This is a genomic window from Amycolatopsis sp. MJM2582, assembly GCF_000754115.1.
GTDB lineage: Bacteria > Actinomycetota > Actinomycetes > Mycobacteriales > Pseudonocardiaceae > Amycolatopsis > Amycolatopsis japonica.
On record NZ_JPLW01000001.1, the window covers coordinates 139,769 to 166,416 of the forward strand.

At 69.2% G+C, this 26,648-nt stretch carries 24 protein-coding genes; 10 read left to right on the forward strand and 14 right to left on the reverse strand.

What is annotated here, in order from left to right:
• Nucleotides 1-17: 17 nt before the first annotated feature.
• Entirely contained in the window at nt 18-1,445 is a 1,428-nt protein-coding gene (locus ED92_RS00580) for an FAD-dependent oxidoreductase (RefSeq protein ID WP_037332068.1), read from the reverse strand.
• Nucleotides 1,442-3,511 (reverse strand): molybdopterin oxidoreductase family protein, encoded by a 2,070-nt coding sequence (locus tag ED92_RS00585; RefSeq protein ID WP_235213168.1) that lies wholly within the window; start codon nt 3,509-3,511, stop codon nt 1,442-1,444. The genes ED92_RS00580 and ED92_RS00585 overlap by 4 nt, the downstream gene beginning before the upstream one ends.
• A gap of 497 nt (nt 3,512-4,008) precedes the next feature.
• On the opposite strand from ED92_RS00585, the gene ED92_RS00590 reads away from it, so the two are divergent.
• Genes ED92_RS00590 through ED92_RS00600 form a run of 3 tightly spaced genes read left to right on the forward strand, consistent with a single transcriptional unit; the run spans nt 4,009 to nt 7,469 of the window.
• Entirely contained in the window at nt 4,009-4,533 is a 525-nt protein-coding gene (locus ED92_RS00590; protein WP_016331506.1) for a PadR family transcriptional regulator, read from the forward strand.
• A 15-nt stretch (nt 4,534-4,548) separates the two neighbouring features.
• A complete protein-coding gene (locus ED92_RS00595; protein ID WP_037332071.1) occupies nt 4,549-5,229 on the forward strand; it encodes an ABC transporter ATP-binding protein in 681 nt (226 codons plus the stop codon).
• Nucleotides 5,226-7,469 (forward strand): FtsX-like permease family protein, encoded by a 2,244-nt coding sequence (locus tag ED92_RS00600; protein ID WP_037332072.1) that lies wholly within the window; start codon nt 5,226-5,228, stop codon nt 7,467-7,469. Before ED92_RS00595 ends, ED92_RS00600 begins: the two co-directional genes overlap by 4 nt.
• 1 nt (nt 7,470) lies before the next feature.
• Here ED92_RS00600 and ED92_RS00605 read toward each other — a convergent pair whose 3' ends face one another.
• The gene (locus ED92_RS00605) at nt 7,471-8,268 is read right to left on the reverse strand and encodes a TIGR02569 family protein (RefSeq protein ID WP_037332073.1); all 798 of its coding nucleotides are present in this window, start codon (nt 8,266-8,268) and stop codon (nt 7,471-7,473) included.
• Between the two features lie 105 nt (nt 8,269-8,373).
• Here ED92_RS00605 and ED92_RS00610 point away from each other — a divergent pair, with 105 nt between their 5' ends.
• On the forward strand, nt 8,374-9,342 hold the full coding sequence (locus tag ED92_RS00610; RefSeq protein WP_235213169.1) for a hypothetical protein: 969 nt from the start codon (nt 8,374-8,376) through the stop codon (nt 9,340-9,342).
• Between the two features lie 299 nt (nt 9,343-9,641).
• Here ED92_RS00610 and moeZ read toward each other — a convergent pair whose 3' ends face one another.
• The 3 genes from moeZ to ED92_RS00625 all read right to left on the reverse strand — a co-directional run bounded on the left by moeZ (nt 9,642) and on the right by ED92_RS00625 (nt 13,044).
• A complete protein-coding gene (moeZ, locus tag ED92_RS00615) occupies nt 9,642-10,820 on the reverse strand; it encodes an adenylyltransferase/sulfurtransferase MoeZ (RefSeq protein WP_016331501.1) in 1,179 nt (392 codons plus the stop codon).
• Between the two features lie 118 nt (nt 10,821-10,938).
• On the reverse strand, nt 10,939-12,105 hold the full coding sequence (locus ED92_RS00620; protein ID WP_037332076.1) for a DUF3152 domain-containing protein: 1,167 nt from the start codon (nt 12,103-12,105) through the stop codon (nt 10,939-10,941).
• A gap of 81 nt (nt 12,106-12,186) precedes the next feature.
• Nucleotides 12,187-13,044: an alpha/beta fold hydrolase gene (locus tag ED92_RS00625; protein ID WP_037332077.1), complete on the reverse strand. Its 858-nt coding sequence runs from the start codon at nt 13,042-13,044 to the stop codon at nt 12,187-12,189.
• A gap of 244 nt (nt 13,045-13,288) precedes the next feature.
• On the opposite strand from ED92_RS00625, the gene ED92_RS00630 reads away from it, so the two are divergent.
• Complete coding sequence (locus ED92_RS00630; protein WP_037332079.1) at nt 13,289-13,912, forward strand: TetR/AcrR family transcriptional regulator; 624 nt, start codon at nt 13,289-13,291, stop codon at nt 13,910-13,912.
• A gap of 72 nt (nt 13,913-13,984) precedes the next feature.
• Here the strand turns inward: ED92_RS00630 and ED92_RS00635 are convergent, their stop codons facing one another.
• A complete protein-coding gene (locus tag ED92_RS00635) occupies nt 13,985-15,403 on the reverse strand; it encodes an amidohydrolase family protein (protein WP_037332081.1) in 1,419 nt (472 codons plus the stop codon).
• A 156-nt stretch (nt 15,404-15,559) separates the two neighbouring features.
• Here ED92_RS00635 and ED92_RS00640 point away from each other — a divergent pair, with 156 nt between their 5' ends.
• A complete protein-coding gene (locus ED92_RS00640) occupies nt 15,560-16,096 on the forward strand; it encodes a carboxymuconolactone decarboxylase family protein (RefSeq protein ID WP_037332083.1) in 537 nt (178 codons plus the stop codon).
• A gap of 468 nt (nt 16,097-16,564) precedes the next feature.
• Here the strand turns inward: ED92_RS00640 and ED92_RS00645 are convergent, their stop codons facing one another.
• Complete coding sequence (locus ED92_RS00645; RefSeq protein ID WP_037332085.1) at nt 16,565-17,488, reverse strand: alpha/beta fold hydrolase; 924 nt, start codon at nt 17,486-17,488, stop codon at nt 16,565-16,567.
• On the reverse strand, nt 17,485-18,393 hold the full coding sequence (locus ED92_RS00650) for a diiron oxygenase (protein ID WP_037332087.1): 909 nt from the start codon (nt 18,391-18,393) through the stop codon (nt 17,485-17,487). The genes ED92_RS00645 and ED92_RS00650 overlap by 4 nt, the downstream gene beginning before the upstream one ends.
• Nucleotides 18,394-18,443: 50 nt before the next feature.
• On the opposite strand from ED92_RS00650, the gene ED92_RS00655 reads away from it, so the two are divergent.
• Both ED92_RS00655 and ED92_RS00660 read left to right on the forward strand, forming a co-directional pair.
• Nucleotides 18,444-19,211, forward strand: coding sequence for a TetR/AcrR family transcriptional regulator (locus ED92_RS00655; RefSeq protein WP_037332089.1), 768 nt, complete (start codon nt 18,444-18,446; stop codon nt 19,209-19,211).
• The gene (locus tag ED92_RS00660; RefSeq protein ID WP_016331491.1) at nt 19,208-19,534 is read left to right on the forward strand and encodes a DUF4873 domain-containing protein; all 327 of its coding nucleotides are present in this window, start codon (nt 19,208-19,210) and stop codon (nt 19,532-19,534) included. The genes ED92_RS00655 and ED92_RS00660 overlap by 4 nt, the downstream gene beginning before the upstream one ends.
• Before the next feature lie 112 nt (nt 19,535-19,646).
• Here the strand turns inward: ED92_RS00660 and ED92_RS00665 are convergent, their stop codons facing one another.
• The 3 genes from ED92_RS00665 to ED92_RS00675 all read right to left on the reverse strand — a co-directional run bounded on the left by ED92_RS00665 (nt 19,647) and on the right by ED92_RS00675 (nt 21,986).
• Nucleotides 19,647-20,927 carry a heparan-alpha-glucosaminide N-acetyltransferase domain-containing protein gene (locus ED92_RS00665; protein WP_037332093.1) on the reverse strand — a complete coding sequence of 427 codons (1,281 nt, stop codon included), beginning with the start codon at nt 20,925-20,927 and terminating at the stop codon, nt 19,647-19,649.
• Between the two features lie 114 nt (nt 20,928-21,041).
• A complete protein-coding gene (locus ED92_RS00670) occupies nt 21,042-21,272 on the reverse strand; it encodes a DUF3107 domain-containing protein (protein WP_005167610.1) in 231 nt (76 codons plus the stop codon).
• Nucleotides 21,273-21,332: 60 nt separating this feature from the next.
• Nucleotides 21,333-21,986, reverse strand: a complete 654-nt coding sequence (locus ED92_RS00675; protein WP_037335764.1) for a ferritin-like fold-containing protein — start codon at nt 21,984-21,986, stop codon at nt 21,333-21,335.
• 463 nt (nt 21,987-22,449) lie between these two features.
• Here ED92_RS00675 and ED92_RS00680 point away from each other — a divergent pair, with 463 nt between their 5' ends.
• Nucleotides 22,450-24,039: a DEAD/DEAH box helicase gene (locus tag ED92_RS00680; RefSeq protein WP_037332095.1), complete on the forward strand. Its 1,590-nt coding sequence runs from the start codon at nt 22,450-22,452 to the stop codon at nt 24,037-24,039.
• Nucleotides 24,040-24,075: 36 nt separating this feature from the next.
• Nucleotides 24,076-25,470, forward strand: coding sequence for a hypothetical protein (locus ED92_RS00685; protein WP_037332096.1), 1,395 nt, complete (start codon nt 24,076-24,078; stop codon nt 25,468-25,470).
• Nucleotides 25,471-25,511: 41 nt separating this feature from the next.
• On the opposite strand, the gene ED92_RS00690 is transcribed toward ED92_RS00685, so the two are convergent.
• Nucleotides 25,512-26,156, reverse strand: a complete 645-nt coding sequence (locus tag ED92_RS00690; protein ID WP_037332097.1) for a hypothetical protein — start codon at nt 26,154-26,156, stop codon at nt 25,512-25,514.
• 119 nt (nt 26,157-26,275) lie between these two features.
• Nucleotides 26,276-26,614 carry a hypothetical protein gene (locus ED92_RS00695; RefSeq protein WP_037332099.1) on the reverse strand — a complete coding sequence of 113 codons (339 nt, stop codon included), beginning with the start codon at nt 26,612-26,614 and terminating at the stop codon, nt 26,276-26,278.
• Nucleotides 26,615-26,648 lie beyond the last annotated feature (34 nt).

A 26,648-nucleotide genomic window follows, 5' to 3' on the forward strand; every position in this document is an offset into this window, starting at 1 on the left:
GGTGGATGCGTTCGGGTTCACTGGGCGGCCAGCCATTTCGCGACCCCGCTCACGGCGTCCTTGCAGCCGCCGCAGCCGGTCGTCGCGCGGGTCGCCCCGGCGAGGGCGGGGACGTCGGTGGCGCCGCCGCGCCACGCTTCGACGAGCCGCCCCTTGGTCACCGCGTTGCAGCGGCAGATGACCGCCGACGCGGGCAGATCGGCCGGGCTCGCCGCCGACGGCGCGCCCGGCGGCAGCAAGCGTCCTAAAAGGACCGCCAGCCGGTCTTCGGGCACCGGGGTGCCCCGGTCGTAGAGCTGGGTGATCGTCGCGGCCGCGTCGGGCAGGCCGAGCAGGATCGCGCCGGCCACCCGGTTTTCGCGGATGACGAGCTTGCCGTAGCGGCAGCCCGCCGGGTCGCTGAAGGTGAGCACCTCGGCGGTCGGGTCGTCCGCGCCGGTCATCGTCTCGCCGAGCGCGGTGAGGTCGATGCCCCGTGCCTTGAGCCGGGTCACCGCCTGGGTGCCGCGGTACCGCGACGCGGATTTCGTCCCGGTGACCAGATCCGCGACGACGGCGGCCTGTTCCCACGCGGGCTGCACGAGCCCGCCGAATGCGCCGGGATGCTTGGCACAGTCGCCGATCGCGTGGATCCGGCCGTCGCTGGTGCGCAGCAGATCGTCGACGACGACACCGCCCTCGACGGTCAGCCCGGCGTCCACGGCCAGTTTTGTCTCCGGCCGGACGCCGGTGGAGACGACGATGAGATCGGCGGGGACGTGCGTGCCGTCGTCGAGTTTGAGCCCGTCGCCGCTGACGTAGCGCGCGGCCCCGACACCGAGCCGGAAGGCGACGCCGAGTTCTTCGAGCTTCCTGGTCAGCACCCGTGCCGATTCCGCGTCCAGTTGCCGTTCCATGATGTGCGGCATCGGATGCACGACGGTCACGAGGTTCCCGCGTCCGGCGAGGCCGCGCGCGGCCTCCAGGCCGAGCAGTCCGCCGCCGAGCACCGCGACCGGCGCGCCCAGCCTGGCGGCGTCGAGGATGCGGGCGCAGTCGTCGAGGGTGCGGAACGCGACGACGTCCGGGCCGGGTTCGAGCCCTTCGACCGGCGGCATCCACGGATTGGCGCCGGTCGCGAGCACGAGCGCGTCGTAGTCCACAGTGGACCCGTCGTCGAGGTGCACCCGCCGCGCGTCCCGGTCGATCGACGTCGCGGAGACACCCCGGCGCAGGTCGGCGCGGGTGCGGGACGGCCATTCGTCGTCGTGCAGCCGGACGGCCTCGGGCCGCATGGTCCCGGCGACCACCGACGAGAGCAGCACCCGGTTGTAGGCGGCGTGTTCCTCCGCGCCGACGACCGTGAGCCGCACGCGCTCGCCCTCGGGGTCGCGGCGCTGGATCTCGTCCGCGAGCCGCGCGCCCGCCATCCCGTATCCGGCGATGACCACCGACCGGGGGCTCACGCGACGACCTCGGCCGGGGCGAGCGCGACCGCGCACACCTTGAACTCGGGCATCCGGCTCGTCGGGTCGAGCGCCGGGTTGGTCAGCAGGTTCGCCCTGCCCTCACCGGGAAAATGGAACGGCAGGAACACCAGATCGGGGCGTAGCGACGCCACACAGCGGACACGGGCGACGGTCTCCCCGCGGCGGGAGCGCACGAGCGCGAGGTCGCCCTCGGCCAGCCCCGCACGGGCAGCGGTGTCGGGATGAACTTCCACGAAGGCCTCCGCCACGACGTCGTTGAGTTCCTTGACCAGCCGGGTCTGCGCCCCGGACTGGTAGTGCTGCAGGACCCGTCCGGTGGTGGCCTGCAAGGGGAATTCGGCGTCCGGCGGCTCGGCCGGGCCGACGTGGTCCACCGGCACGAACCGCGCGCGGCCGTCCGGATGGGCGAAGGAGTCGAGGAACATCCGCGGCGTGCCGGGATGCGATTCCGCCGGGACAGGCCAGTAGAGGGCCTCGCCGGCGCGGAGCCGGTCGTAGGTGACACCCGAGTAGTCGGCGACACCGCCCTTGGACGCACGCCGGAGCTCGGTGAAGACGGTCTCCGCGTCCGTCGGGAAACGTCCTTCGGGCTGCCCGAAGCGGCGGGCGAGTTCGGAAAGCACATAGAGATCCGTCTTCGCGCCGGACGGCGGATCGATCGCCTTGCGCCGCAGGAGGATCCGGCCTTCGAGGTTGGTCATCGTGCCGTCCTCCTCGGCCCACTGGGTGACCGGCAGGACTACGTCGGCCATCGCCGCCGTCTCCGAGAGGACGAGGTCCGAGACCACCAGGAAGTCCAAAGAGGACACTTTGTCCTGGATGTTCCCGGCGCCGGGCGCGGAAACGACGAGGTTGCTGCCGAACACCATCAGCGCGCCAGGCCCGTCTTCGGTGCCGAGCGCCTCCAGCAGCTCGACGGCCGAACGCCCCGGCCCCGGCAGGGATTCCGGCGGCACGCCCCACACTCCGGCGACGTACTCGCGCGCGGCGGGGTCGTCGATCTTGCGGTAACCGGGCAGCTGGTCGGCCTTCTGCCCGTGCTCGCGACCGCCTTGGCCGTTGCCCTGGCCGGTCAGGCAGCCGAAACCGGATCCCTCGCGCCCCGGCAGGCCGAGGGCGAGCGAGAGGTTGATCCAGGCGTTGACCATCGCGGTGCCGTTGGCGTGCTGTTCGGTGCCGCGCGCGGTGAGGACGTAGGCGTTGCGGGCCGCGGCGAGCTTGGCGGCGACGCGTCGCTGGTCGGCGGCGGAGACGCCGGTGATCTGCTCGACACGCTCCGGCCACCAGGCCGCGACTGAACGCCACAGCTCTTCGAAACCGTTCGTGCGTTTGTCCACATAGGACTGATCGAGCAGGCCGTCGGCGACGACGGCGTGCAGGATGCCCTGCGCGAGCGCGAGATCGGTACCCGGCGCGGGCTGCAGATGCAGTCCGGCCAGCTCGGCGGTCGGCGTGCGGCGCGGGTCGACGACGATCAGGTCCGCGCCCCGCAGGTGCTGGATGAAGGGCGGCATCGTTTCGGCCGGGTTCGCGCCGATCAGCAGCACCGCGTCGGCGTCGGCGAGATCCGTGACCGGGAACGGCATCCCGCGGTCGGCGCCGAACGCCTTGATCCCGGCGGCGGCCGCCGAAGACATGCAGAACCGGCCGTTGTAGTCGATCTGCGAGGTGCCCAGCGCGACGCGGGCGAATTTCCCCAGCAGATAAGCCTTCTCGTTGGTCAGCCCGCCGCCGCCGAAGACGGCGACCGCGTCGGCACCCTTGGCCGCGCGGATCTCGGTGAGGCGCCGGGCGACGAGGTCGAGGGCCTGGTCCCAGGTCGCGGGCCGGAGTTCGCCGTCGACCCTGATCAGCGGCGTGGTCAGGCGGGACGGCGAGGTGAGCAGCTCCCCCGACGTCCAGCCCTTCTGGCACAGGCCGCCGGCGTTGACCGGGAAGTCGCGCGGGGCGACCCGGGCGCCGTCGAGGCTCATCCCGCACTGCAGGGCGCAGTAGGGGCAGTGCGTGTCCACCGCGGTCACGGTGGGGGCGGCGAGCGGCACGGGCACCTCCTCCAGGCGTCGATAGCGCTCGAAGGTAGGTAGGCCGTGTTACCTGAAAACTCCTGAATGTTTCAGGCGTTTGACATTGCCCGCCGCCGATGGACGTCACACCGTGAGGTCGGAGGGCGGGCCTTGGCGGGCTCCGCGCTGTCCGTGAAGGCAACCGATGCCCCCAATGTGGCATTGGGGACAGTCAGCGTCCCCAATGCCACATTGGCGACACTCGACCGCCGACGAGCGAACTCCTCGACACGGCTCCGGCCCCTTGCCTCCCAGATCGTGCGCGAAAGCCACTTTCAGGACATCTGACGTCCCGAAAGTGGCTTTCGCGACACCTCTCGATGCGGCACAGATCCCATAAGGGCCGAAGGGGCCCTTCACCACATGCCACGCGGCGAAGGGAGCTTTCACCGCGCCACATGCAGGGAAAGCGCCGTTCAGCAGCTATGCACAGTGTGTATAGACCGTGCGTATACACACTGTGTATAGTCGCCCGCATGTCCATCGGGAACACCCTGCTCGGCCTGCTCGAAGCCGGTCCGAAGCACGGTTACGACCTCAAGCAGCTCTACGACAAGCAGTTCCGCCAAGACCGTCCACTGCACTACGGGCAGGTCTACTCGACGCTGAACCGGCTCCTGAAGAACGGCCTCGTCGAGGAGAACGGCGTCGAAGCGGGCGGCGGTCCGGACCGGAAGCGGTACGCGATCACCGACGCCGGCGTCACCAACGTCGAAGAATGGCTGAAGAGCCCGGAAAACCCCTCCGTCTACCTGCAGAACACGCTCTACACCAAGGTCGTGCTCGCGCTCCTGTCCGGCCGCGGCGCCCAGGATCTGCTCGACGCGCAGCGGAGCTCCCATCTGCGCGCCATGCGCGAGCTCACCGCCCGCAAAACCGACGGCGACCTCGCCGACCAGCTGATCTGCGACCACGCCCTGTTCCACCTGGAGGCGGATCTGCGGTGGCTGGAGCTCACCGCCGCCCGCCTCGACGACCTCGCGCGCCAGCTGACGCGCTGATCTGGGGACCACACAGTGGAAACACCGTTGTTACACGGGCTGGGCCTGCACAAGGCCTTCGGTCCGAATCAGGCGCTGGCCGGGGCCGGGTTGACGCTCGAACCCGGCGAGATCGTCGCGGTCATGGGGCCGTCGGGGTCCGGGAAGTCCACGCTGCTGCACTGCCTGTCCGGGATCGTCCGGCCCGATGAAGGTCAGGTCTTCTTTCGCGGACGTGATCTCGCGAGCATGTCCGACGCCGAACGCAGTGCCTTGCGGCGCACCGAATTCGGTTTCGTCTTCCAGTTCGGGCAGCTCGTGCCGGAGCTGACGTGCCTGGAGAACGTCGCGCTGCCGCTGCGGCTGAGCGGGATGAGGCGCCGCCCCGCCGAGCGGATCGCGCGCGGCTGGCTCGACCGGCTGACGGTCGGCGAGGTCGGCGACAGCACGCCCGGCCAGGTTTCCGGCGGGCAGAGCCAGCGGGTCGCGATGGCCAGGGCCCTGGTCACCGAACCGTCGGTGATCTTCGCCGACGAACCGACCGGCGCGCTGGACACGCTCAGCGGAGAACTGGTCATGCGCCTGTTGTCCGAGGCGGCGAAACAAACCGACGCCGCCGTCGTCCTGGTCACCCACGAACCGCGGGTGGCCGCTTACTCCGACCGGGAGGTCATCGTGCGCGACGGCCGGACACGGGAACCGGTGGTGACCCGATGACCGGGCGCGAAGACCTGATGCTCGGGTTCCGGCTGGCCGTCGGGGGCGGCCGGGGCTCGATCGTCAGACTCGTCCTGAGCACCGTCGGCATCGGGCTCGCGGTGGCGATCCTGCTGCTCGGCGCCTCCGCGGGCACCATCAAGGAGAACCGCGACCAGCGGACGTTCGCCGCTTCCGTGCGGAGCGAACCGATCCCGGGCGTCGACCCGCTGAAGTACGCGGCGACGACGACCGACTTCCGCGGCGAGGCGATCTCACTCGTCCACCTGCGGCCGACCGGCCCGAATTCGCCGATCCCGCCGGGGGTGGACCGGCTCCCCGCGCCGGGCGAAGTCTTCCTTTCGCCGAAGCTGGCCGAGCTCGTCGCGGCCGACACCAGCGGCCTGCTGCGGCCCCGTCTGCCCGGTAAGCCCGCCGGGCTCATCGCCGCGGAGACCACGCTCAATCCGAACGACCTGGTCGCCTACGTCGGCACGGACGCGATGCGGGACGCACGCACGGTCTACGGCTTCGGCGCCGAGCCCGGCTATCACGCCCTGATCGAAAACGGGATCCTGATCCTCCTCTTGCTCGGGCTCTTCGTCCTCCTCACGCCGGTGTTCATCTTCGTCGGGACGGTCTCCCGGCTCGGCGGCGCGGCCAGGGACCGGCGGCTCGCCGCGTTGCGGCTGGCTGGCTCGTCCCTCGCGCAGCTACGCCGGATCACCGCCGCGGAATCCCTCGTGGGCGCCGCGGCCGGGTTGGTCGTCGGTACCGCGCTGTTCCTGCTCTTCCGCGGCACGGCGGCGGATTTCCAGGTGTTCCGGTTCGGGTTGTACCCGGACGACCTGACGCCCTCGTGGCCGTTGGTGGTGCTGATCGTGCTCGCGGTCCCGGCCCTGACCGTGGCGACGGCTTGGGCGTCCCAACGACACCTGGTCGTCGAACCGCTCGACGTCGTCCGCGAGACCGCGCCGCCGAAGCGCCGGTTGTGGTGGCGGCTGCTGCCGGTCGTCCTCGGAATCCTGGTGATCGCTCCGGACCTCGGTGTCGCGAGCGAACTCGGCCGCTGGGCGCTGATCGGTGGCGCGGCACTGCTGATGGTCGGGATTCCCGCGCTGCTGCCGTGGCTGCTGGAACGCGCCGTTTCCCGGATCAAGGGCGGGCCGCCGTCGTTCCAGCTCGCGATCCGCCGTCTGCAGAGCGACAGCGGGACCCCGTCACGGGTGGTCGCCGGGCTCTGCGTGGTCCTCGCCGGGGCGATCGCGCTGCAGAGCCTCCTGGCGGGGCAGGCCGCGATGGAGGCCGATCGCCAAGACCGCACGGGAGGCCGGATCACCGTTTACGCGGACGGTTCCGTGGCCGATCGGGCGATCGCCGCGGTCCGCGCCGTCCCCGGCGCCGCCGATCTCCAGGCGCTGCGTTCGCTGTTCGTCGACGGGAAGCGCCAGGACGGCGCGCTCGTGCCGATCGCCGTCGCCGACTGCGCCACGATCGAGGCGACGACCACCGCGACCGGTTGCCGCGACGGCGACGTGTTCGCCGATCCCTCCTTCCTCCACATAGGACAGTCGGCGAAGATCACGGACAACGACAAACGGGAGCAGCCGTGGACCGTTCCGGTCACCCCGCGGCCGTTCGAGGTGAAGCCATCGAGCGTCACCGAGACCCTGGCGCCGCAAGTGCTCGCGACGCCCGCGGCGATGGCGGGTGTCGACCTGGCCGCGGCCTTGGTCACGGCGACCCTGCGCGGAACGACCGGGAATCCGGATTTCGTCGAGCTGGTGCGGAACTCGGTGGCGCCGTACAGCGGGCAGGTCACCGTGGCGGCCTTCAACGGGGAGCGGGCCTCCACCGAGGCCCGGATGTTCGACGACGCGCGGGACATCCTGCTCGGCGGCGCGCTGTTCGTCCTGCTACTGGCCGGCGTGAGCCTGCTGGTGCTCGCCCAGGAACAGGTCCGTGAACGGCGGCGGGCCCTCGGCGCGCTGTCCGCCACCGGTGTCCCGGTGCGGGTGATCGTGCGATCCCTCATGTGGCAGAACGGGATTCCGCTGCTGCTGGGCATCGTGCTCGCGACGGCGACCGGAATCGCCGTCGCCGCGCTGGGCAAGCGGCTGTTCTGGGACGGGCTGTACGTCGACTGGTCCGCGGTCGCACTGCTCGCCGCGGCGGCCGTCGTGATGGTGCTGCTGGTGACGGCGTCGACGGTGCCGTCCGTGCGCTCGGCGGCGAAGACGGAGAACCTGCGCACCGAGTGACCTACAGCACGGCGCTCACGTCCCGGGCGGCGGCACGAAGTCCGTCGTGCGCCGCCCGGGTCGACCGCGGGTCGAGAGCGTTGGCAGCCAGGCGGAAGAGGACGGCCCGCAGGAGAAGCTGCGGCCATTCGGGGAGATGCGCCCAGCGTTCGAGGAGATCGATGGTCGCGCCGCCCCAGGCCAGCGCGTCGACCGCGACGATCGCCGCGCCCCATTCACCCGGCCGGTAGTACGGCACGAAATCGACGATGCCGGGCGCCGCGTCGCCGTCGAAGAGCACGCCGGCGAGGAGTTCCCCGTGGACGACCTGGTCGGGTAGTTTGACCGGTCTTCGGGACCCGGCCAGTACCTCGAACCAGCGGCCGCCCTTGTTCTCGTCGAGGGACATGTCCGCCTCGCCCCAGGCGAGTTTGTCGGCCAGCGCCTCTAGATCGGTGCGCCGTCCCAGGAAATCGGGCCGGGGCAGACCGGCCGTCGCGCGATGCAGTTTGATCGCCGCGTGCACGACCTCGTCGTACCGGTGCTCGGCCGTGCCGGACACGAACCGGTTCGCCGACCAGCCGCCGACCACCCACCGGCCGTCACTGGACCGGACCGGTTTCGCGACCCGCAGCCCCGGCTCGTCGACGGCCTCCAGCGCCCGTGCCGTCCACAGGGTCCGGGACTTGTCCACGACCGGCTTGAGCACGAGATCGTTGTAGCGCCAGGAATCGGTGCCGGGCATCGGTTCCGCGTCACCGGTACGTCCGCCGAACGCCGCACAGACGTGTTCGGGAGGGCTCTGAAGGGTGGCACGCACGGCTCGGCACGTTACCCCGTCTTCCGTGCCACGAACGAGAAGACGCGCTGGTCTTGAGTAGCGATACTCATGACACGATCGCTTCTGACCTGCCATTCTTCGACCGTGCTCCCCCGAACGGCGCAGCGCCGCCTCACCGACGGGCAACTCACCGCCCTCGCGCTCGGTTCACTGTGGCTGCTCGGCACACTGGGCGCGGTCACCGTGGGCCTGTTGCTCCTGCTCGCCGCGTTCCTGCACGTCCCGTGGATCGCCCTGCCGGTTCCGCTCGCGTCGATCGGGATGGTCTACGTCGTCGGTTTCGCGGCGCCAGAGGCTTTTCCGGCCGTCGCGAAGCCTTGGCCGCGGCTGGCGTGGGCGTTCGTGGCGGGGATCTCCGGCGTTTTCGGCGCGATCTTCGTGCTGGAGGTGGCGGAGGCGTTCGATCCCTGGTTCGCGGTGCCGTTCTTCGGGGTGCCGGTGCTGCTCGTCGCGGGTCTGTTCACGCGGGGGCTGGGCGTCCGGCTGGGCGCGGGAGTCCTTCTGATCGCGCTGGTCGCGGGCGGGATCGCCGTCCCCGCGTCGCTGCCTTCGGACACCGCCGCCCGGCGGCTCGCCGCGACCGGGGTCCCGCACGACCGCACCCTCGCCGCGGATCTCGGCCCGCATCGGCTCCCGACCAAGACGACCGAAGACTCCGGGTCGCTGATCGTCGAGTACGCGCCCCAGCTGTGGATATCGCCCGTCTGGACCTTCGCGACCGACGTCGTCGAGAGCTGCGAGACAGCGGTGAAGACCGCTTGGCGCCTCGAAAACGCGACGTGCGCCCAAGTCGGCGACGGCGAGTTCGTGCGGCGCGACGCCGAGCGGATCGAGTTCGTGCAGCGCCGCGGCACACTGTCGGTGCACGTCGCGGGCAATCACAACTGGAAACCCGAGGAACTGCGGGAACTGGCCGGGAAGACCCATCCGCTGACCGACGCCGAGATCATCGCCGCCGTGCCGAAGTCGCGCGGCGGGAACCGGACCGATGTCCTGGCGGGGTTCACGACCTTCGTGCGGGCGATCTTCACCGGCCGCTCGATCGGCTACTGACGCTCGGGGGAGCAAGGGACCTTTGCTACCACCCGCGCGGCGAGTGGAGGTGTGTGGAAATAGGGACGTTGAGTGTCCCCATTTCCACACACCCCGTACTCCGCGTAACGGCGCCCACGGACCGTGTGGATTTTGGTGCGTCAGATGACCCGAAATCCACACGGTCACCGCGCCGAGCTGCGGGAAGAGAGCGAGGGACCTTTGCTACCACTTTGGGCACCCAAGGCCCGGCGCTTCCGCGCGTGAAGGCCCCCTTCCCTCGACTCAGCCGAGGAAAGGGGGCCTTCACGCGCAAAACGTCAGTAGGTCGGCAGGCTCTGGTCGATCTGCCGCGCCCAGGCCAGCACGCCACCACCGAGGTGGGTCGCGTCCTTGAACCCGGCCTTGTGCAGCGCCGCCAGCGCCTCCGCCGAACGCGCGCCCGACTTGCAGTGCAGCACGATCGGCTTGTCCTGCGGCAGTTCCGACAGCGCCTCGCCCGAAAGGATCTTGTCCTTCGGGATCAGCGTCGCGCCCTTGATGTTCACGATCTCGTACTCGTGCGGCTCGCGGACGTCGATGAGGGCGAAGTTGTCGCCGTTGTCGAACTTGGCCTTGAGTTCCGCCGGAGTGATCGTGCTTCCCGAAGCGGCCGAAGCGGCTTCGTCGGACACGACACCACAGAACGCTTCGTAGTCGATGAGCTCGGTGATCTTCGGGGTCTCCGGATCCTTGCGGATCTTGACCTCGCGGTACTTCATCTCGAGCGCGTCGTAGCTGACGAGCCTGCCCAGCAGCGGCTCACCGATACCGGTGATCAGCTTGATCGCCTCGTTGACCATGATCGAGCCGATCGACGCGCACAGCACGCCCAGCACGCCACCCTCGGCGCACGACGGCACCATGCCGGGCGGCGGCGGCTCGGGGTAGAGGTCGCGGTAGTTGAGGCCCTTGCCGTTCGGCGCGTCCTCCCAGAACACGCTCGCCTGGCCCTCGAACCGGTAGATCGAGCCCCACACGTAGGGCTTGCCGGTGAGCACGGCGGCGTCGTTCACCAGGTACCGCGTCGCGAAGTTGTCGGTGCCGTCGAGGATCAGGTCGTACTGCTCGAACAATTCGAGCGCGTTCGACGACTCGAGCCGGTCGGTGTGCAGGTGCACCTTCACGAACGGATTGATCTCGGCGATCGTCTCCTGCGCCGACGCGGCCTTGAGCTTGCCGATGTCGGACTGTCCGTGGATGACCTGGCGGTGCAGGTTCGATTCGTCGACCTCGTCGAAGTCGACGATGCCGAGCGTGCCGACCCCGGCCGCGGCCAGGTACAGCAGCGCCGGGCTGCCGAGGCCACCGGCACCGATGACCAGCACCTTGGCGTTCTTCAGCCGCTTCTGCCCGGTCACCCCGACGTCCGGGATGATCAGGTGACGGCTGTACCGGGCCACCTCTTCCTTGGTGAGCTCGGCGGCCGGCTCGACGAGCGGCGGCAGCGTGCCTGACATCGGGTCCTCCATCTCGCGTGGATCGCGGGTCGCATCCCAGTATCTACAACACCGACAGGCGGAAACGACTTCCCCTGTTTCATATCCTGGGATGTTCCAGCAGGTGAGACGGCGTGGACTAGGGTGTCTGATTCGGCCAGGAGCCCGGCTTGCAGACCTTGCCGTCCGCCGGCACCTTGCCGCGGTCGCCGCCGGGGAGATTGTTCAGCTGCGCCACGAAGTCGTTCGAGACGCCGAAGGTCTGCTGCATCATGACGGGCGCGACGGCGCCGTTCTCCGGGCAGCCCACGTGCTTTCCGCCCAGGGCGTGCCCGACCTCGTGGTTGATGGCGTACTGGCGGTACCCGGTCATGTCGCTCTCGAAGGCCAGCGCCCCCCGCACCCAGCGGGCGAGGTTGATCACCACGCGCTTGTCGAAACTCGAGCGGTAGCAAGACGTCTCGTAGGTGATCTGGAACATGCAGACGTCCGCGCGATGCGTGGTGTTCGGTGTGGTGAGACTCACCCGGAAGGTCGGATTCGGGAAACTCGCGTCGACGCGCTGGAGCGCCTTCTTGCCGTCCCACGTCCAGCTCTTGGGATTCGACAGGGTGCCTTCCACCATCGCGGCGAAGCTGTCGTCACCGCCGTAGCTGGCCTGATCGATGCCGTCCTCGACCTCGATGGTGTACGTGTACAGCTGGCCCGTCCCGACCTTGTCGCCCTTGCCCGGCACCACGTGATAGGTGCCCTTGCCGGACTCGGTGAAGGGGCCGCCCTTGGGCAGGTCCGCGGTCGGGATCTTGAGGTCGACCGGTTTGGCCGGGTTCTCCGGGAGGACATCGCCGCCTCCGTCGACCCCCGCGCCCGGCTCGCCGCCGTTGCCCGCGGATCCATCGGCCGCGGCCTGGGTCGTGCCGTCGGAGGCGATCGGTTCGGCCGGGCCGGTGGCGGTGTTGAACACGACCAGCGCGGTGATCACCACGAGGATCGGCAGTGCGTACACGCGCCAGCCGTAGGTCTTGGCGAACTGGCCGATGCCGCCCTTGCGTTTGGCGGCCTTGGCCTTCGCGGCGCCGGTCTCGTGCGGCTTCCAGGACGCGCTGAGCGGCTGGGCGCTGGTCCGGCGGCCGCCGGGACGGTAACGGTCCTCGTCGAGCCGCTGCGACGGTGGCGGCGTCGGCCGGTACTGGCCTGTGCGCGGCACGTCGGAGGACCGGGGCTGGGCGCGCGGCGGACGGCGGGCGGATGCGGAGTACTGAGACCGCCGACCCTCGCCCTGCGCGCCTTGCTTTACCCGATCCACGCGCACCAGGGTGCCATAACCGAACTGTGATGTTGTGAGCGACCGGCGCTTCGCCCGGCGTGTCCTACCCACCCGAATGGGCTACCACGTGCCCGATTCGACCGATTCCCACATCCCCAAAACGGCCTTCGCTACGACATTCGGGCGTTCCATCTGCGCCACGTGGCCGGTTCGGGGCAGAACGAGCAACCGCGCGTGCGGAAGTAGCCGAGCGGTGCGCTCGGCGCGCCGGACGGAGATCACCCGGTCGTGCTGCCCCCACACGACGAGCGTCGGCGCGTCGACGGTCGGCGCGACCGCCCACAGCGACGCGGGACCGCGCGCGGACCACGTCCGGAAGATGCCGAACGTGCTGCGCGCCAGCGCGGGGGCGGCCCAGGCGAACCCGGCGCGGGCACTGTGTTCCTCTTCGAGCTCGTCCAGCCGGCTTTGCGCGAAGCGGCCCGGGTCGGCGAAGCACAGCTTGATGACCTGCATGGCTCGTTCGCGCGGGCCGAGCGCGGCGAGCTGGCGGCGCACCGCCGGACCGATCAGCGGCAGGTACGCGAACGCCATCCGCGGATCGGACAGCCGCTTCATGCTGGGCCGGAGATCCGGCATCGCGGGCGAGATCAGCGTCAGCGTCTTCACGAGCTCCGGGCGGCGGGCCGCGACGAGCAGCGCGACGGCGCCGCCCATCGAGTTGCCGAACAGGTGCACCGGCCCCGCTTCGAGACTCTCGATGTGGCTCGCCACGACCTCGGCATGCGCGTCGAGGCTGAAGTCGAAGTCGTCGGGCGGCTCCGAGTAGCCGAAACCCGGCAAATCGACCGACGTGCCCGTGGCTTGGGGCGCCAAGAGGGCGGCGAGGTCGGTCCAGTTCGTGGACGATCCCCCGAGACCGTGGACATAGACGGCCGTCTCGGGACCGCCCGGAGTCCGGCGGATGTGCAATTTCACCCCGCCGACACCTATTGTTTCCCCGGGCCAAGGGGGCGGCGCCGGGTCCAGCGACGGCAATGACCTGCGCGAGAGCGGCACATGGGTCAGCGGAGAGCGGCCCCCGGCGGCACGGGAAACTGAAGAAGACACAGCATCAAGGATGCCCGACCCTTGGCGGTCCGGCCGTACCGGCGAGTAATCTCGAGCTCACTTCACGCGGCGGTGACCCCGCCCCGCGGAGCCCGCGGCTACTGGAGGAACGATGACAGAAATGGCGCGACTGCAGGCCCGAGGCGTCCGCCTGCCCAGAACGGAACGCCGCGCCCAGCTGCTGGCCGCCGCGCAGCGGGTGTTCGCCGCGAACGGATACCACGCCGCCGCGATGGACGAGATCGCCGAAGAGGCCGGAGTCAGCAAGCCGGTCCTCTACCAGCACTTCCCCGGCAAGCTCGACCTCTACATCGCGCTGCTGGAGAGCCACGTCGACGAACTGGTGCGGCGGGTCAAGGACGCGCTCGACTCCACGTCGGACAACAAGCAGCGCGTGCCGGCGACCGTCGGCGCGTTCTTCGACTTCGTGAACAACGACGCCGGCGCGTTCCGCATGGTCTTCGAGTCCGACCTGCGCGGCGAGCCCGCCGTCCAGGAGGCGGTGGACCGGGCGACGTCGGCCAGCGTCGACGCGATCACCGAGACCATCACCGCCGACGCGGGCCTCGACGAGGACAAAGCCCGGCTGCTCGCCGTCGGCCTGGTGGGCCTCTCGCAGGTCAGCGCGCGGTTCTGGCTGGCGCACCACAAGTCGATGAGCCGCGAAGAGGCCGTCGCGCTGACCGCCAACCTCGCCTGGCGAGGCATCGGCGGTGGCTTCCCGCTCCAGCACTGACCCCGCGTTTCGTCCTCTGAATGCGATCCTTGCACGCGCAACGATCGCATTCAGAGGACGAATTGCGTCAGGTCACTGGGGCAGGAGCTTCTTCAGGCGGTCGGCGGCGGCCTGGGCGTCGGCGACGACCTTCGCGGTGTCGATACCGACCACGCGGCCTTCGCGCTTGAGGACGCGCCCGTCGACGAACACCCATGAGACGTTCGCGGGCTGGGTGTTGAAGACCAGCTGATTCACCCAGTCCACCTTCGGCGCGAAGTTGACCGCCTGGGCGTCGACCAGTTGGAGGTCCGCCCGCTTGCCCGGCGTCAGCGACCCGATCTCCTTGTCCATCCCGAGCGCCTCCGCGCCGCCGAGGGTCGCCATGCGCAGGACGTCCGTCGTGGTCGGGTAGACCGCCGGATCCGTCGTGGTCGCCCGCTGGAGACCGACGGCCGCACGCATCACGTTGAACATGTCGCTCGTGTCGTTGGTGCCGCCGTCGAGGCCGAGCCCGACCTTCATGTTCCGCTTTTTCATCTCGGGCAGCCGGATGACGCCCGACGCGAGCCGCATGTTCGACAGCGGGTTGTGCGCCACGCCGACCCCGGCGGCCGCGAGTTCGTCGAGATCGGCGTCGGTGGTCTGGATGACGTGGTTCGCCACCAGCCCGGAGTGCAACGCGTTCGCGCGCCGGAGCGCGTCCATCTGCCCGGCGGTCAGATCGGCCTTCGATTCGAGCAGGTGCACGTTCAGCGAGACGCCGAGTTCGCGCGCGAGCTTCTCCGAGGCTTCGACGCTCGGGAAGTTCCCCGTGGACGGATGCGTGCCGATCTGCAGGCGTGCCAACGGGTTCGGATCGATGACCTCGCGCTTCACGCGGCGGATCTCGTTCTGCAGCGCGGGATCGGTGGTGCCGTTGTAGGAGTAGAGGAACCGCAGTTTCGACTCGCCGAGCGCGCGGAGACCGCCCTTGGCGAAGTCGGTGTTGAACGCGTGCGACCAGTCGGTGACCGTGGTGATCCCGGTCGAGACGACGTCGGCCGCGGCGAGTTTCGTGCCCGCGTACGCGTCCGCGTCGGTCACGGGGGCGCGGTACAGCGGGATGACACATTTGCCGAGCCAGCCGATGAGTTCCTTGTCGGCCGCGCAGCCGCGGATGAGCGACTGCCACAGGTGGTTGTGCAGGTCGACGAAGCCGGGCAGCACGATCTTGCCCCGGCCGTCGACGACTCTCGCGGTGCCGGCGTCGAGGTCCTTGCCGACCTGCTTGATCTTGGCGCCTTCCAGTACGACGTCGGCGTCGGCGAGGGCGCCGAGCGGTCCTTCGCCGAGGCCGGGATCCATCGTGAGCACCATCGAAGCGTCACGGATGACGACCCGGCCGGCGCCGGTGAATTCCGCGTCGCCGGCTTCGGTGGTCTCGCGCCCCAGATTGGTGAGCAGGGCCGCTCCGAGGACCACGGCGATGGTGAGGCTGAAAACGGACAGGATCGATCTGTTTCGTTTCATCGTTCCAACTCCCCAGTCGAAAAGATCACGCTAGCTCACCTGACGCGGACGCCCAATGCCCCTCGCTCTCATGTCGAGCAATCCAGCGGCATCGCGACGAGCCGGGTTTCGGCTATGAATCAAAGCGACCGCGTTGCCGATCCGCGAGGAGTCACCATGCCGCATATCGCGCTCGACGAGAACCTTCCCGGCATCACCGCCTTGTTCGCCTACCGGCCGGAGACGGCGGCGCCGCTCGGGCAGCTCGCCGAGGTCCTGCTTCGCGGCCCGAGCAGCCTCAGCGTGGGCGAACGCGAACTGATCGGCGCCGTCGTCTCGCGCGGCAACGACTGCACGTTCTGTTCACGCAGTCATGCCGCCGTCGCCGCCGAAGCGCTCGAAGGCGGCATGCCGGTCGTAGAGGCGGCGTGGAAGGACGTCGACGACGCCCCCGTGTCGGCGAAGCTGAAGGCGCTCCTGCATGTCGCGCTCGCCGTTCGCGAAAGCGGGAAGTCGGTGGGCGAAGACCTGATCGAGACCGCCCGCGCGGAGGGCGCGACGGACGTCGAGATCCACGACACGGTCCTGATCGCGGCCGCGTTCTGCATGTTCAACCGCTATGTCGACGGGCTGGCCACGCTCGCCGTTGACGACCAGGACGCCTACCAGGAGGCAGGGGTCCGGCTCCTGGCGAACGGCTACACGTCCCTCTGAAGGGAGCAAGGGACCTTTGCTACCACCCGCGCCGGCCACACGTCGCGAAAGCCACTTGGCCCAGTCTGGGCGGTTATTGAGGGGCGGTCACTTTCCGGGCAGCATAGGCCCGCTTTATGCTTGTAAGTCCGGTTTTGCGGGGAGTCGTGAGTGGTAAAGAGGGTTAGAACGACCATCGCCACTCACGACCCCCGGGCAATACTGCGCAAAGTGCCCAAACTGGACGCCTTGATCTCGAGAATTATCCTTTTAGGACAGTCTGAGGGCACGATGCTGGATCTCAGTGACGAGCCGCTCGCGCCGCCGACTCCATCACGCGTGTCGTCCGCCTGATCCCACGCACCCTCCCTTCAGGCGAGCACAACCACCTCACCCGGGACCCTGACCTGCAGAAAGAGAGCAAAGGACCTTTGCTACCACCTGTCTCAATGTCGAGAGAAGTGGTAGCAAAGGTCCCTTGCTCCCCTTTCAGACCCTCGCGGCGCGGCGGACAAGCGCCGCGATGCGGTCCGAAACCTCCTGAGCCCGTTCCTGCGGAAGCATGTGCCCCGCCCCCGGATACCGCACGAACTCGGCCTCCGGCAGCTCGTCGGCGATGACCTTGGCGTGCGGCGGCGGACAGAGCCGGTCCCGCTCCCCCGCCAGCACGATCACCGGCTTGCCCTGCAGCGCGGCCAGCGTCACCCGGCAGTCGTGCCGCGAAATCGCGTCCTGGAATCCCGCGACGCTCGCCGGATGCGCGCACAGCAACTGCTCGGCGACCGAGTCGACGTCGGCGCGCTGAGGCCGCCGCCCGAAGACGAGCAACCGCGCACCGGGCCGCACCACCGACAGCGGCAGCGGCAAGGCGTCCCGGCGGTTCTTCGCGAGCAGCTTCGCGAGCCTCCGTTCGAACCTCGCCGCGCCGCTGCCCGCGATCCCCGGCAGGCCGAGGGTGATCCGGTCCATCTCACCGGACGACGTGGCGACGAACGCGACCCCTGCGACGCGCCGGGCCACGAGATCGGGATGCCTGCGGGACAGTTCCATGATCGTCATACCGCCCATGGAGTGTCCGGCGAGCACGATCGGCCCGTTCGGGACGCGGTCCTGGATGAGCTCGGCGAGGTCGTCGGCGAGGGTCGCGATCGTGGCCGTCCCCGGTTTCGCCGGCGCGGAACCGCCGTGGCCGCGCAGGTCGTAGCGCAGGGTCCGGACGGAGTCGCCGAGTCGCGACACCACGCCGTCCCAGGTCCGATGGTCCTGCGTCCAGCCGTGCACGAGCACCAACGTGAGCTCGGAGTCGGCGGGCCCGCTCGTCTCGACGTGCAGGGCGGTGCCGTCACCGGTCACGAACCGATGTTGCCGCGACGGGTCCCACGAGACGGCGTCGCGCTGCTTGACGCTCCTCATCGCTTCCCCGGCAGCAGGAAGGACTTGCGCCAGAAGTACATGCCCGGTTTGCCGACCAGGCCGGATTCCTGCAGGAACGGCATGATCTTCTCGCCCGCCCACTGGATGCTTTCGCGCCAGTTGGGGTTGTTCAGCGCGGCCTCGACGCCGTCACGCGGACGGATGCCGACGGCCTTGTAGACGTTCGGGTTGATGAAGGCCCGGGTCACGAAATACGAGACAAGCGCGATGATGAACTGCTGATAGACGATTTCCTTCTTCGACAGTTTCGCCATCCCCCGAGTCACCTCTTCGCGGGCGAAGGTGACGTGCCGGGCTTCTTCGAGCACGTGGATCCGGTTGACCATGCGGACCAGCGGCTGGATGTCCGGGTCGTTCATCTGCTCGCGCTGAAGCCGGTCGAGTACCTCTTCGGCGACCAGGATCGCGCCGTAGCGCGCGGGGCCGTAGCTGATCGCCGGCATCAGTTTCGCCAGCCGCCGCAACCACGGCACCGGCCCGTAGGACGGGCAGCCGATCCGCGAAGCCATCCGCGCGAACATCGTCGAGTGACGGCATTCGTCCGCGATCTCGGTCAACGCGTACTGGGCGTGCGAACTGGTCGGGTCCTCTTCGTAGACCTCCTTGAGCAGCATCTGCATCAGGAGGATTTCGAACCACAGCCCGGTCGTGGCGACGCTGGCGACCTCGTGCTTGCCGAGTTCGATGCGCTGCTCTTCCGACAGCGAGTCCCACAATTTCGTGCCGTAGAGCGAAGAACGGTGTGCCGGGATGAAGCGCTTCCCGTCGACGAGCGGGGCGGTCCAGTCGATGTCGACGTCGGGATCGTAGAACTTGTTCGCGGAGGACTTGAGCAGCCGCTCGGCTGTCTTCTCCCGGTCTGTTTCCTTCAGCGCCCGCGTCATTGCCGACACACCCCTATCTGTAACTCGTGGTAACAGTTACCTCTGGTAGCATGACTTGGGTGATCGAACGTGTCAAGCGCAACAGCAAGCAGTCGAGCAAGCACCCCACGGCGGGTGAGGCCGACACGGGCGACGCCCGCCGCGACCGCTGGCGCAAGCACCGGATCGCGCGCCGCGCGGAGTTCGTCGAGGCCGCCCTTCGCGCGCTCGACACGCACGGCCCGGACCTCGGCATGGAGGACGTCGCCGCCGAAGCGGGCGTCACGAAACCTGTGCTGTACCGGCATTTCGACGACAAGGCGGATCTGTACGTCGCGCTCGGGCAGCGCGGCACGGAGATCCTCTTCCAGCGGCTGATCCCGGCCATCAACTCCGAGCTCGCCCCGGTCCCCCGGATCCGGATGGCGCTCGATTCCTTCTTCAGCGTCATCGAGGAGCACCCGAACCTGTACCGCCTGCTCGCACGCGGCGGCCTGCAGGAGAAGGTGGTCGTCAAATCCGACGTCGTCGCCGAGGACAAGGAACTGATCGCCACCGCGCTGACCGCGCTGCTCGGCGACTACATGCGGATGTTCAACATGGACTCCGGCGCCGCCGAACCGTGGGCGCACGGCATCGTCGGGATGGTGCAGAGCACCGGCGAATGGTGGCTGGACCGGCGCTCGATGGGCCGCGACAGCGTCGTCGAGTACCTGACGCAGATCATCTGGGCCGCGATCGACGGCCTCTCCCGGCAGCAGGGCATCGTCATCGACCCGAACCTGCCGCTCGAAGAGAACAAGGTCGTCCAAATGCGGAAGGAATCGGAGGCACAGTGAGCGAGCACGACGAAGACGGTTACGCCGGCGAAGCGGTCCTCGTGATCGACGGGACCGAGATCGCGACGACGGTGGATCTGCGGGGCTACTTCCAGCCCATCGACGGGTACTACCGCTGGTACGGCCGCGTCGCCACCAACGAACAGGTGTCCGCGGCCGCCGGCGGCAAGAAGACCGCCGTCGAGATCCGCGCGGGCGAGTACAGCGCGAAGGGCGAGCTCTCCGACCCGGACCCGTGGGACCGCTACCGCATCATGGGCACCAGCACGCCGCCCTTCCACGTGCCGACCAGCCTCGAAGAACTGAACGAACTCAACGCCTGACCAGGCGGAAGTACATGAAGGCCCCCTTCCTTGTGTCTAGCGCGAGGAAGGGGGCCTTCATGTACTTCCCGTGAGCGCGGGGAGCAAGGGACCTTTGCTACCACTTCGCAGGTCAGCCCCGCCGTTGAGCGGGCACGCGGGCACTGGGCACCAGGTACTTCGGCCAGCTCGACAGCTTGTTCATCGCCCATTCCAGCGGCCCGCGCCCGACGAACTTCCGCCACAGCACCGCGGCGGTCAGCGCCACCACCGAGAACTCGACGAAGTGCAGCACGCTGAAGATCGAATCGCCGTCACTCTCGTCCCACAGCAGCGCGATCGCCACGAAATGCAGCACGTACGCGCTCAGCACCCGCCCACCCAGATCCGAAAGCGGCCGAAGCACGCGCTCGAACTTCGGCATCAGCAGCTGGCAGCCGCCGATCACCGCCGCCGCGATCCCGATCGAGATCAGCAGGTCGAACGGCGTGTACGAGGTCCCTGTCGGCAGCAGCTCCCACGCCCAGCTGGTGGTCGGCGGCGTGCCGTGGATCCAGGTCTGGTGCAGCCGCAGGAATTCCGGCGGCGTCATGCCCATCTGCGCGGCGGCCGGTTCCAAAGAACGGTAGATCGCCTGCATGCCACCGAGAGGCCCGGTCGCGAGCCACGAAACGAAATACCCGCCCACCGCGAGCGCCGAACCGCCGAAGAACAGCCGCCGGCACACGCCGCGCGAGGTCAGGTCCATCCGCCCGATCGCCATCCCGGCGAACACGTACGCCATCAGCGTCAACGCGGGGAACGTGCCGGTCAGGACGAGGACGGTCGCGGCCTTCAGCAGCCCGGTCGAGGTGACGTCGTCCGCGGTCAGGTCCGGCGCGAAGAACAGCAGGTCACGGGGAAGCAGCTGCGCCCTGATCAGATGTGAGAGCAGCGGGCCCACCACGGCGACGGTCACCGCCGCGATCGCCAGCGCCTTCGCGCCCGCGCGCAGCCACGGGATCGCGAAGAGGAAACAGGCCCCGTAGTAGGCCAGGATCACCATGTAGCCGGTTTCGAGGCTGGTCAGCCACAGCCCCAGCGCCACCAGGAGCGGGGCGCGGGTCGCCAGTTTCAGCGCGACACGGGTCCGGTCGCGGCCCTCTTTGGGACGGCGTCCGCCGGACATCAGCGCGATAGAGACCCCGGCCAGCACCGCGAACAACGCGGCGGAATGGCCTTCGAACGGTTTGAAAAGCACCCCGACGCCGCCTTTGGCCGGATCGGGGCCGACATGCACCGCGTACATGCCGAGAACGGCCAGGCCGCGGGCGACGTCGATACCGGTCAGCCGCCCTACGGCCCGTTTGCCTTGGTCGGGAACAGTGCGCACGCCGTCGACCAGCGCGCGGTCCATCACAGTGACGCCGTCCACCTCATTTCTCGGCTAGCCCCCTGCCGTCCCCGCCTTAGCGTGACGATCAAATCTGAGAGCTGGCTGAGACGCGGCGGTGACGCCACTGTGACATCCGACTACAACCCGATCGGGTTAGCCACCAACAGCGAAGCCGACCTTGCGAACATCCGACGGCGCGATCTCGACGTAGGCGATCCGGTCGGTGGGCACGATGTACTTACGGCCCTTTTCGTCGTCGAGGCGGAAGATCCCGTCGCCGGCCCTCAAGGCGTTCGCGACCAGTTCCTCGACCTCGTCGGGCGACTGGCTGCTGGACACCACGAGCTCCCGCGGCGTGTCCTTGATGCCGATCTTGACCTCCACGTGGGACCTCCGCTTGAAAGTTCGAAATTTACTGGTGCGCCAAGGCTAGCCGAAGTGACCTCAGCCGAGGCCCAGCACCTGCATGCGCTTGGTGTGCCCTTGCTGCAACCGGCGGAAGAGCGCGGCGATTCCCGAAAGGTCTCCCGAGCCCTCGACGATCAGCTCGGCGAGCCCGTCCCGCTCGGCGACGACGTACTGGGCCTGCGTCAACGCCTCCCCCAGCAGACGGCGACCCCACAGCGCGAGCTTGTCGCGCGCCTTCGGGTCGGCCTCGATACCGGCCGCGACTTCGCGCTCGGCGAACGCGGAATGGCCCGTGTCGGCGAGCACGGTGAGCACCAGGTCCTTGGTCTCGGGGTCGAGCCAGCTGGCCATCTCGCGGTAGAGGTCCGCGGCGAGCCCGTCGCCGACGTAGGCCTTCACCAGGGACTCGAGCCAGGAACGCGGCGCCGTGGAGGCGTGCCAGGCGTCGATGTGCCCGACGAAGGGCCGCATCGCGTCTTCGATCGCGACGCCGTGCCCCCCGAGGTGCTTGGCGAGCAGGTCGTAGTGCCCGATCTCGGCGGCCGCCATCGACGCCAGCGCGGCCCGTCCGGACAGCGTCGGAGCGGTGCGCGCGTCCTCGGCCATGCGATCGAATGCGGACAATTCCCCATAGGCGAGTACGCCGAGCAAATCGACTACGCCTTCACTGATCTGCTTTGCCTCGGTCACGGCGGAAAGGGTATCGCCGAACACACCCGCCGGGTCCGGAAGAGACCGATCCCACGCCGGTTGGCGAGTCGGGGGCTATCGAAAAACCGCAGATCAGGTAGACTGGCCGCCGGATACGACGGATCTTCCGTCCCGGATCGGGACGCCGCTGCGGCTGAAGGACAGCCGGTGTGGCCCCGGTCAGCACAAGAATGATGTGCGTGCACGCCATCCTGCGGCATTCCCACGAAGGGCCGCTCCAGCGCCAGTAGCGCGGAGCCCGAGCGAAATTTCGTGGTCGAGTGTCGATCGGTGACCAGGGCAGTGCGCGCTGGTCACGAGAGAGGCGAGCACCCTGACCACGAACGAAACCACAACCGAAGAGAACACCACCACCGGCGTCCCGGAGGCCGTCGCGCTGGAGCACAGCGAGACCGGTCCGGCCGCGCTGGACACGTCGCACCCGCTGCAGGCGGGCGCCCCGGTGGAGCCCGAATCCCCCACCTTCGCCTCCTTCGGCGTGAAGCCGGAGATCGTGAAGGCCCTCGGCGAGGCCGGCATCGAGCGCACCTTCGCCATCCAGGCGCTGACGCTGCCGCTGGCCATGGCCGGCGACGACCTGATCGGCCAGGCCCGCACCGGGATGGGCAAGACGCTGGGCTTCGGCGTCCCGCTGCTGCACCGCGTCGAGGTCCCCGGCGACGGCACCCCGCAGGTACTGGTCGTCGTGCCGACCCGTGAGCTGTGCATCCAGGTCGCGAACGACCTCAAGGGCGCGGGCAAGCACCTCGGCATCCGCACGCTGGCCATCTACGGCGGCCGCCCGTACGAGCCGCAGATCGAGGCGCTCCGCAAGGGCGTCGACGTCGTCATCGGCACGCCCGGCCGTCTGCTGGACCTGGCCGAGCAGCAGCACCTGGTGCTCGGCAAGATCCGCGGCCTGGTGCTGGACGAGGCCGACGAGATGCTCGACCTGGGCTTCCTGCCCGACATCGAGCGCATCCTGCGGATGGTCCCGGACGCGCGCCAGACGATGCTGTTCTCGGCGACCATGCCGGGTCCGATCATCACGCTGGCCCGCACGTTCCTGAACCAGCCGACGCATATCCGCGCCGAGGAGAACGACGCCGGCGCCATCCACGAGCGCACCACCCAGTTCGTCTACCGGGCGCACTCGATGGACAAGCCCGAGCTGATCGCCCGCGCGCTGCAGGCCGAGGGCCGTGGCCTGACGATGATCTTCACCCGCACCAAGCGCACCGCGCAGAAGGTCGCCGACGAGCTGGTCGAGCGCGGCTTCGCGGCCGCCGCCGTACACGGTGACCTGGGCCAGGGCGCCCGCGAGCAGGCGCTGCGCGCGTTCCGTTCCGGCAAGGTCGACGTGCTGGTCGCCACCGATGTCGCCGCCCGCGGTATCGACATCGACGACGTCACGCACGTGATCAACTACCAGACGCCGGAGGACGAGAAGACCTACGTCCACCGCATCGGCCGCACGGGCCGCGCGGGGCGTACCGGCGTCGCGATCACCCTCGTCGACTGGGACGAGGAGCCGCGCTGGAAGCTGATCTCCGACACCCTCGGCCTGGACAAGCCCGAGCCGGTCGAGACGTACTCGTCGTCGAAGCACCTGTTCAGCGACCTCGGCATCCCGGAGGGCACCACCGGGCGCCTGCCGCTGTCGAAGCGGACCCGCGCCGGTCTTTCGGCCGAGGCCGAAGAGGACCTGGGCGGCAAGCGCCGCGGCCGTGGTCGCGCCGCCACCGACGAAGAAGCTCCCCGCAAGCGCAACCGCGCGCCGCGCAAGCGGACCCGCGGCGGCGCGAACGCGGCCGCCAAGATCGAAGCGGCGGACGCCGCCGCGGCGGCTTCGGCGGACGGCACCGAGGGCGACGCCGCGGCCGAGGGCCGCACGCGGACCCGTCGCCGCAGCCGAGGTGCCGCGAAGCCGAGCCCCGAGGTCAGTGGTCCGGCGGTCGAGAAGGAGGCGGGCGACAGCGCCGAGCGTCCGGCTCGCCGACGCCGCCGTCGCCGTCCGTCGGCGACTTCTGATACACCTGCGTCGGCAGACTGAGGTTTTCAGACCGCAGACGTGGGGAGCTAGGGGCACGTGAGCGAACGCTGGGACGCCGCGCCGGACAACGAACCGGCGCGGCCCGTGCCCGCCGATCCCGAGCAGTCGAACGGCGGCGAGCCGGAGACGGCCGAGAACGCGATCGGCACCGAGGACGTGCTGGACGCCGACCCCGCTCAGCCGGTGGCCACCGAGCCGCCGCTGGGCGGGAAACGCGCCCGGCCCTCACCGTGGAACCGCAAACGGGACCGCATGATCGCCGCGGCGATCGTCGTGGTCGTCGCGGTCACCGGCGTCGTCATCGGCGTGACCAGCGACAACGCGGCCACGGTCGCGCAGGTCGCGACCACCCTGCCGCCAGGGCTCCCGCCCGCGCCGGCGCAGGTTCCCGGCTCGTTGAGCGAACTGTGGCAGGCGCCGAGCGCGTCGACCCCCGTCCCGATCGGCGAGGCCAACAGCGTCGTCACCGCCGACAAGGGCGAAGTACTCGGACGGGATCCGTACACCGGCGACGTCCGCTGGCGCTACTCGCGCGATCTCGAACTGTGCACCGTCGCCCTCGCCGGGATCAAGGTGGACGCGGTGTACCGCAAGGACACCGGCTGCAGCGAGGTCACCCAGCTCGACGCGGGCACCGGGCGCCGCACGGCGCAGCGCAACGGCGACGCGGAGCTCGGCACGAGGCTGGTCGTCGACGGATCGCACGTCACCACGACCGGCAAGAAACTGCTGAACACCTGGCGCGACGACCTGGTCAAGAGCATGGAGTACGGCCAGGTCCCCGCCATCGTGAACCCGAACAAGCAGCCGAGGACGGGCTGCACCTACGGCACGGTGGCCGCCGCGGCGGGCAAGATCGGCGTGATCGAGCGCTGCCCCGGCGACCCGGCCGACCGCTTCACCGTCTACCGCGCGACCAACGACGAGGCCGACGACCCGAAGGTCGACTACAGCACCGTGCTCGCGGGGAAGAACGCGAAGGTCGTCGCGATGTCCGGCGATCTCGCGCTGATCGTGCTGCCCGAACAGAAACTGCTGGTCATCTACAGCGGTGACGGCCTGCAGAAGTCGGCGTATCCGCTCGACGTGCCCGAGGCCGAGATCACGCAGGATCCGGTGGGCGGCGTCATGACGACGTCGTGGACCGCGCAGGGCGTCTACTGGTTCACCGGCTCGAAGACCATGGCGTTCTCGCGGGACGACCTCACTCCGCGCTGGACGCTGAACAACTCGACCGGTCCGGGCGTGACCTTCGGGGAACAGCTGGTCGTGCCCATCCAGGGCGGGCTGGCCGTACTCGACGAGACGACCGGCGCGACCATCCGCACCGTCGGTGTCGACAGGCGCGGCTACACCGGCCCGGTGCTGCTCTCCTCGGTCGGGCCGGTGCTGCTGGAGCAGCGCGGCCCCACCGTCGTCGCCCTCAAGTGACCGGAGAGTGGTAGCAAAGGTCCCTTGCTACCGGCCCGCCGTCATCGCGTCGTCGTCGAGGTCTTGCTCCGCAGCCGTCCGATTTCCTTCCAGCACCACTTGCCGCCCTCGGAGGCGAGCTTGCCGGAACCGCTCCGGGCTCGTCCTTCGACGGTCACCGTGACTGTCACCGTGTACTCGGTTTCGGAGACCTTCGTGACTCCGTCGAGCGTGGCGCTCGAAACGTCGTTGACGCGCTCGATGGACTGGACGACATCCTGTTCCGCGTCGCTGCACTTGAGCGCCGTCAAGCCGGCCTTGTCATGGGCGTTGATACCGTCGACGATCGCCTGCGCGGTGTCCTCGGGGCCCGCCGCCTTGTCGGCCTTGTCGTCGCCCAGGAAGAAGCCGGGAGCGACGAATCCGGTGATACCCAGGACGATCACCACCACGGCCGCGGCGGCGATGCCGACGATCAGGCCGGTCTTGTTGTTCTTCGGCGGCGCGGGCGGCCCGCCGAAGCCCTGGGGGTACTGCTGGTTCTGACCGTAGGGCTGCTGGCCGTAGCCGGGGTACTGCTGCTGTTGCGGATACGCGCCGCTCTGGTCGTAACCGCCCTGCTGGTACTGCTGCCCTGGGTATTGCTGTCCCGGGTACTGCTGCCCGCCTTGGCCGTCGGGCTGTCCTGGCTGGGGTGGGTAGGTCATTTCAACGGTGCCCTTCGTCCTCGCTGCGGGGCAGCGTGTTCTCCACGACGTGCCCAGTGAGCCACAGTTTCGCAGGGGAGGAAGGGGTTTTCGGTCGAACTGGCACTTTCCTGCCGTGGTCAGCTCCACCAGAACAGGCTCAGCGCGGCCGTCACGCTCACCACGACACCGAGACCGGCGAAGCCCGCGACACGGCCATTACGGGTGTCGGCGACCCGCTGTGCCAGCAAGGCGAGGACCGCCGCGACCGGGTGTCCGATCAGCATCAGCGTCCCCGGCCCCGGCGCCCCGGTGAGCAGGCAGATCCCGGCGATGGCGAGGACGCACACCGCGAGCACGACCATCCCGGCCGCGAGCGATCCGGTCAGCCCGCGCCAGAACCGGCCGCGTTCGGGCGTCTTGGGCTCGTCCGCGGGCGGTGGGGTGGTCGCGAGCTCTTCGGTGTCCGGTGACGACACGTCCTCGCCTGTCCAATCGTCGGGTTTCGAGAAT

Coding starts and splice junctions, on each gene's coding strand:
- ED92_RS00640 (WP_037332083.1), top strand. CDS start 15,560: ATGCCGCATATCGCGCTCGACGAGAACCTTCCCGGCATCACCGCCTTG.
- moeZ (WP_016331501.1), bottom strand. CDS start 10,820: ATGTCAGGCACGCTGCCGCCGCTCGTCGAGCCGGCCGCCGAGCTCACC.
- ED92_RS00645 (WP_037332085.1), bottom strand. CDS start 17,488: ATGAGGAGCGTCAAGCAGCGCGACGCCGTCTCGTGGGACCCGTCGCGG.
- ED92_RS00690 (WP_037332097.1), bottom strand. CDS start 26,156: ATGACCTACCCACCCCAGCCAGGACAGCCCGACGGCCAAGGCGGGCAG.
- ED92_RS00600 (WP_037332072.1), top strand. CDS start 5,226: ATGACCGGGCGCGAAGACCTGATGCTCGGGTTCCGGCTGGCCGTCGGG.
- ED92_RS00650 (WP_037332087.1), bottom strand. CDS start 18,393: ATGACGCGGGCGCTGAAGGAAACAGACCGGGAGAAGACAGCCGAGCGG.
- ED92_RS00655 (WP_037332089.1), top strand. CDS start 18,444: ATGACTTGGGTGATCGAACGTGTCAAGCGCAACAGCAAGCAGTCGAGC.
- ED92_RS00630 (WP_037332079.1), top strand. CDS start 13,289: ATGACAGAAATGGCGCGACTGCAGGCCCGAGGCGTCCGCCTGCCCAGA.
- ED92_RS00635 (WP_037332081.1), bottom strand. CDS start 15,403: ATGAAACGAAACAGATCGATCCTGTCCGTTTTCAGCCTCACCATCGCC.
- ED92_RS00590 (WP_016331506.1), top strand. CDS start 4,009: ATGTCCATCGGGAACACCCTGCTCGGCCTGCTCGAAGCCGGTCCGAAG.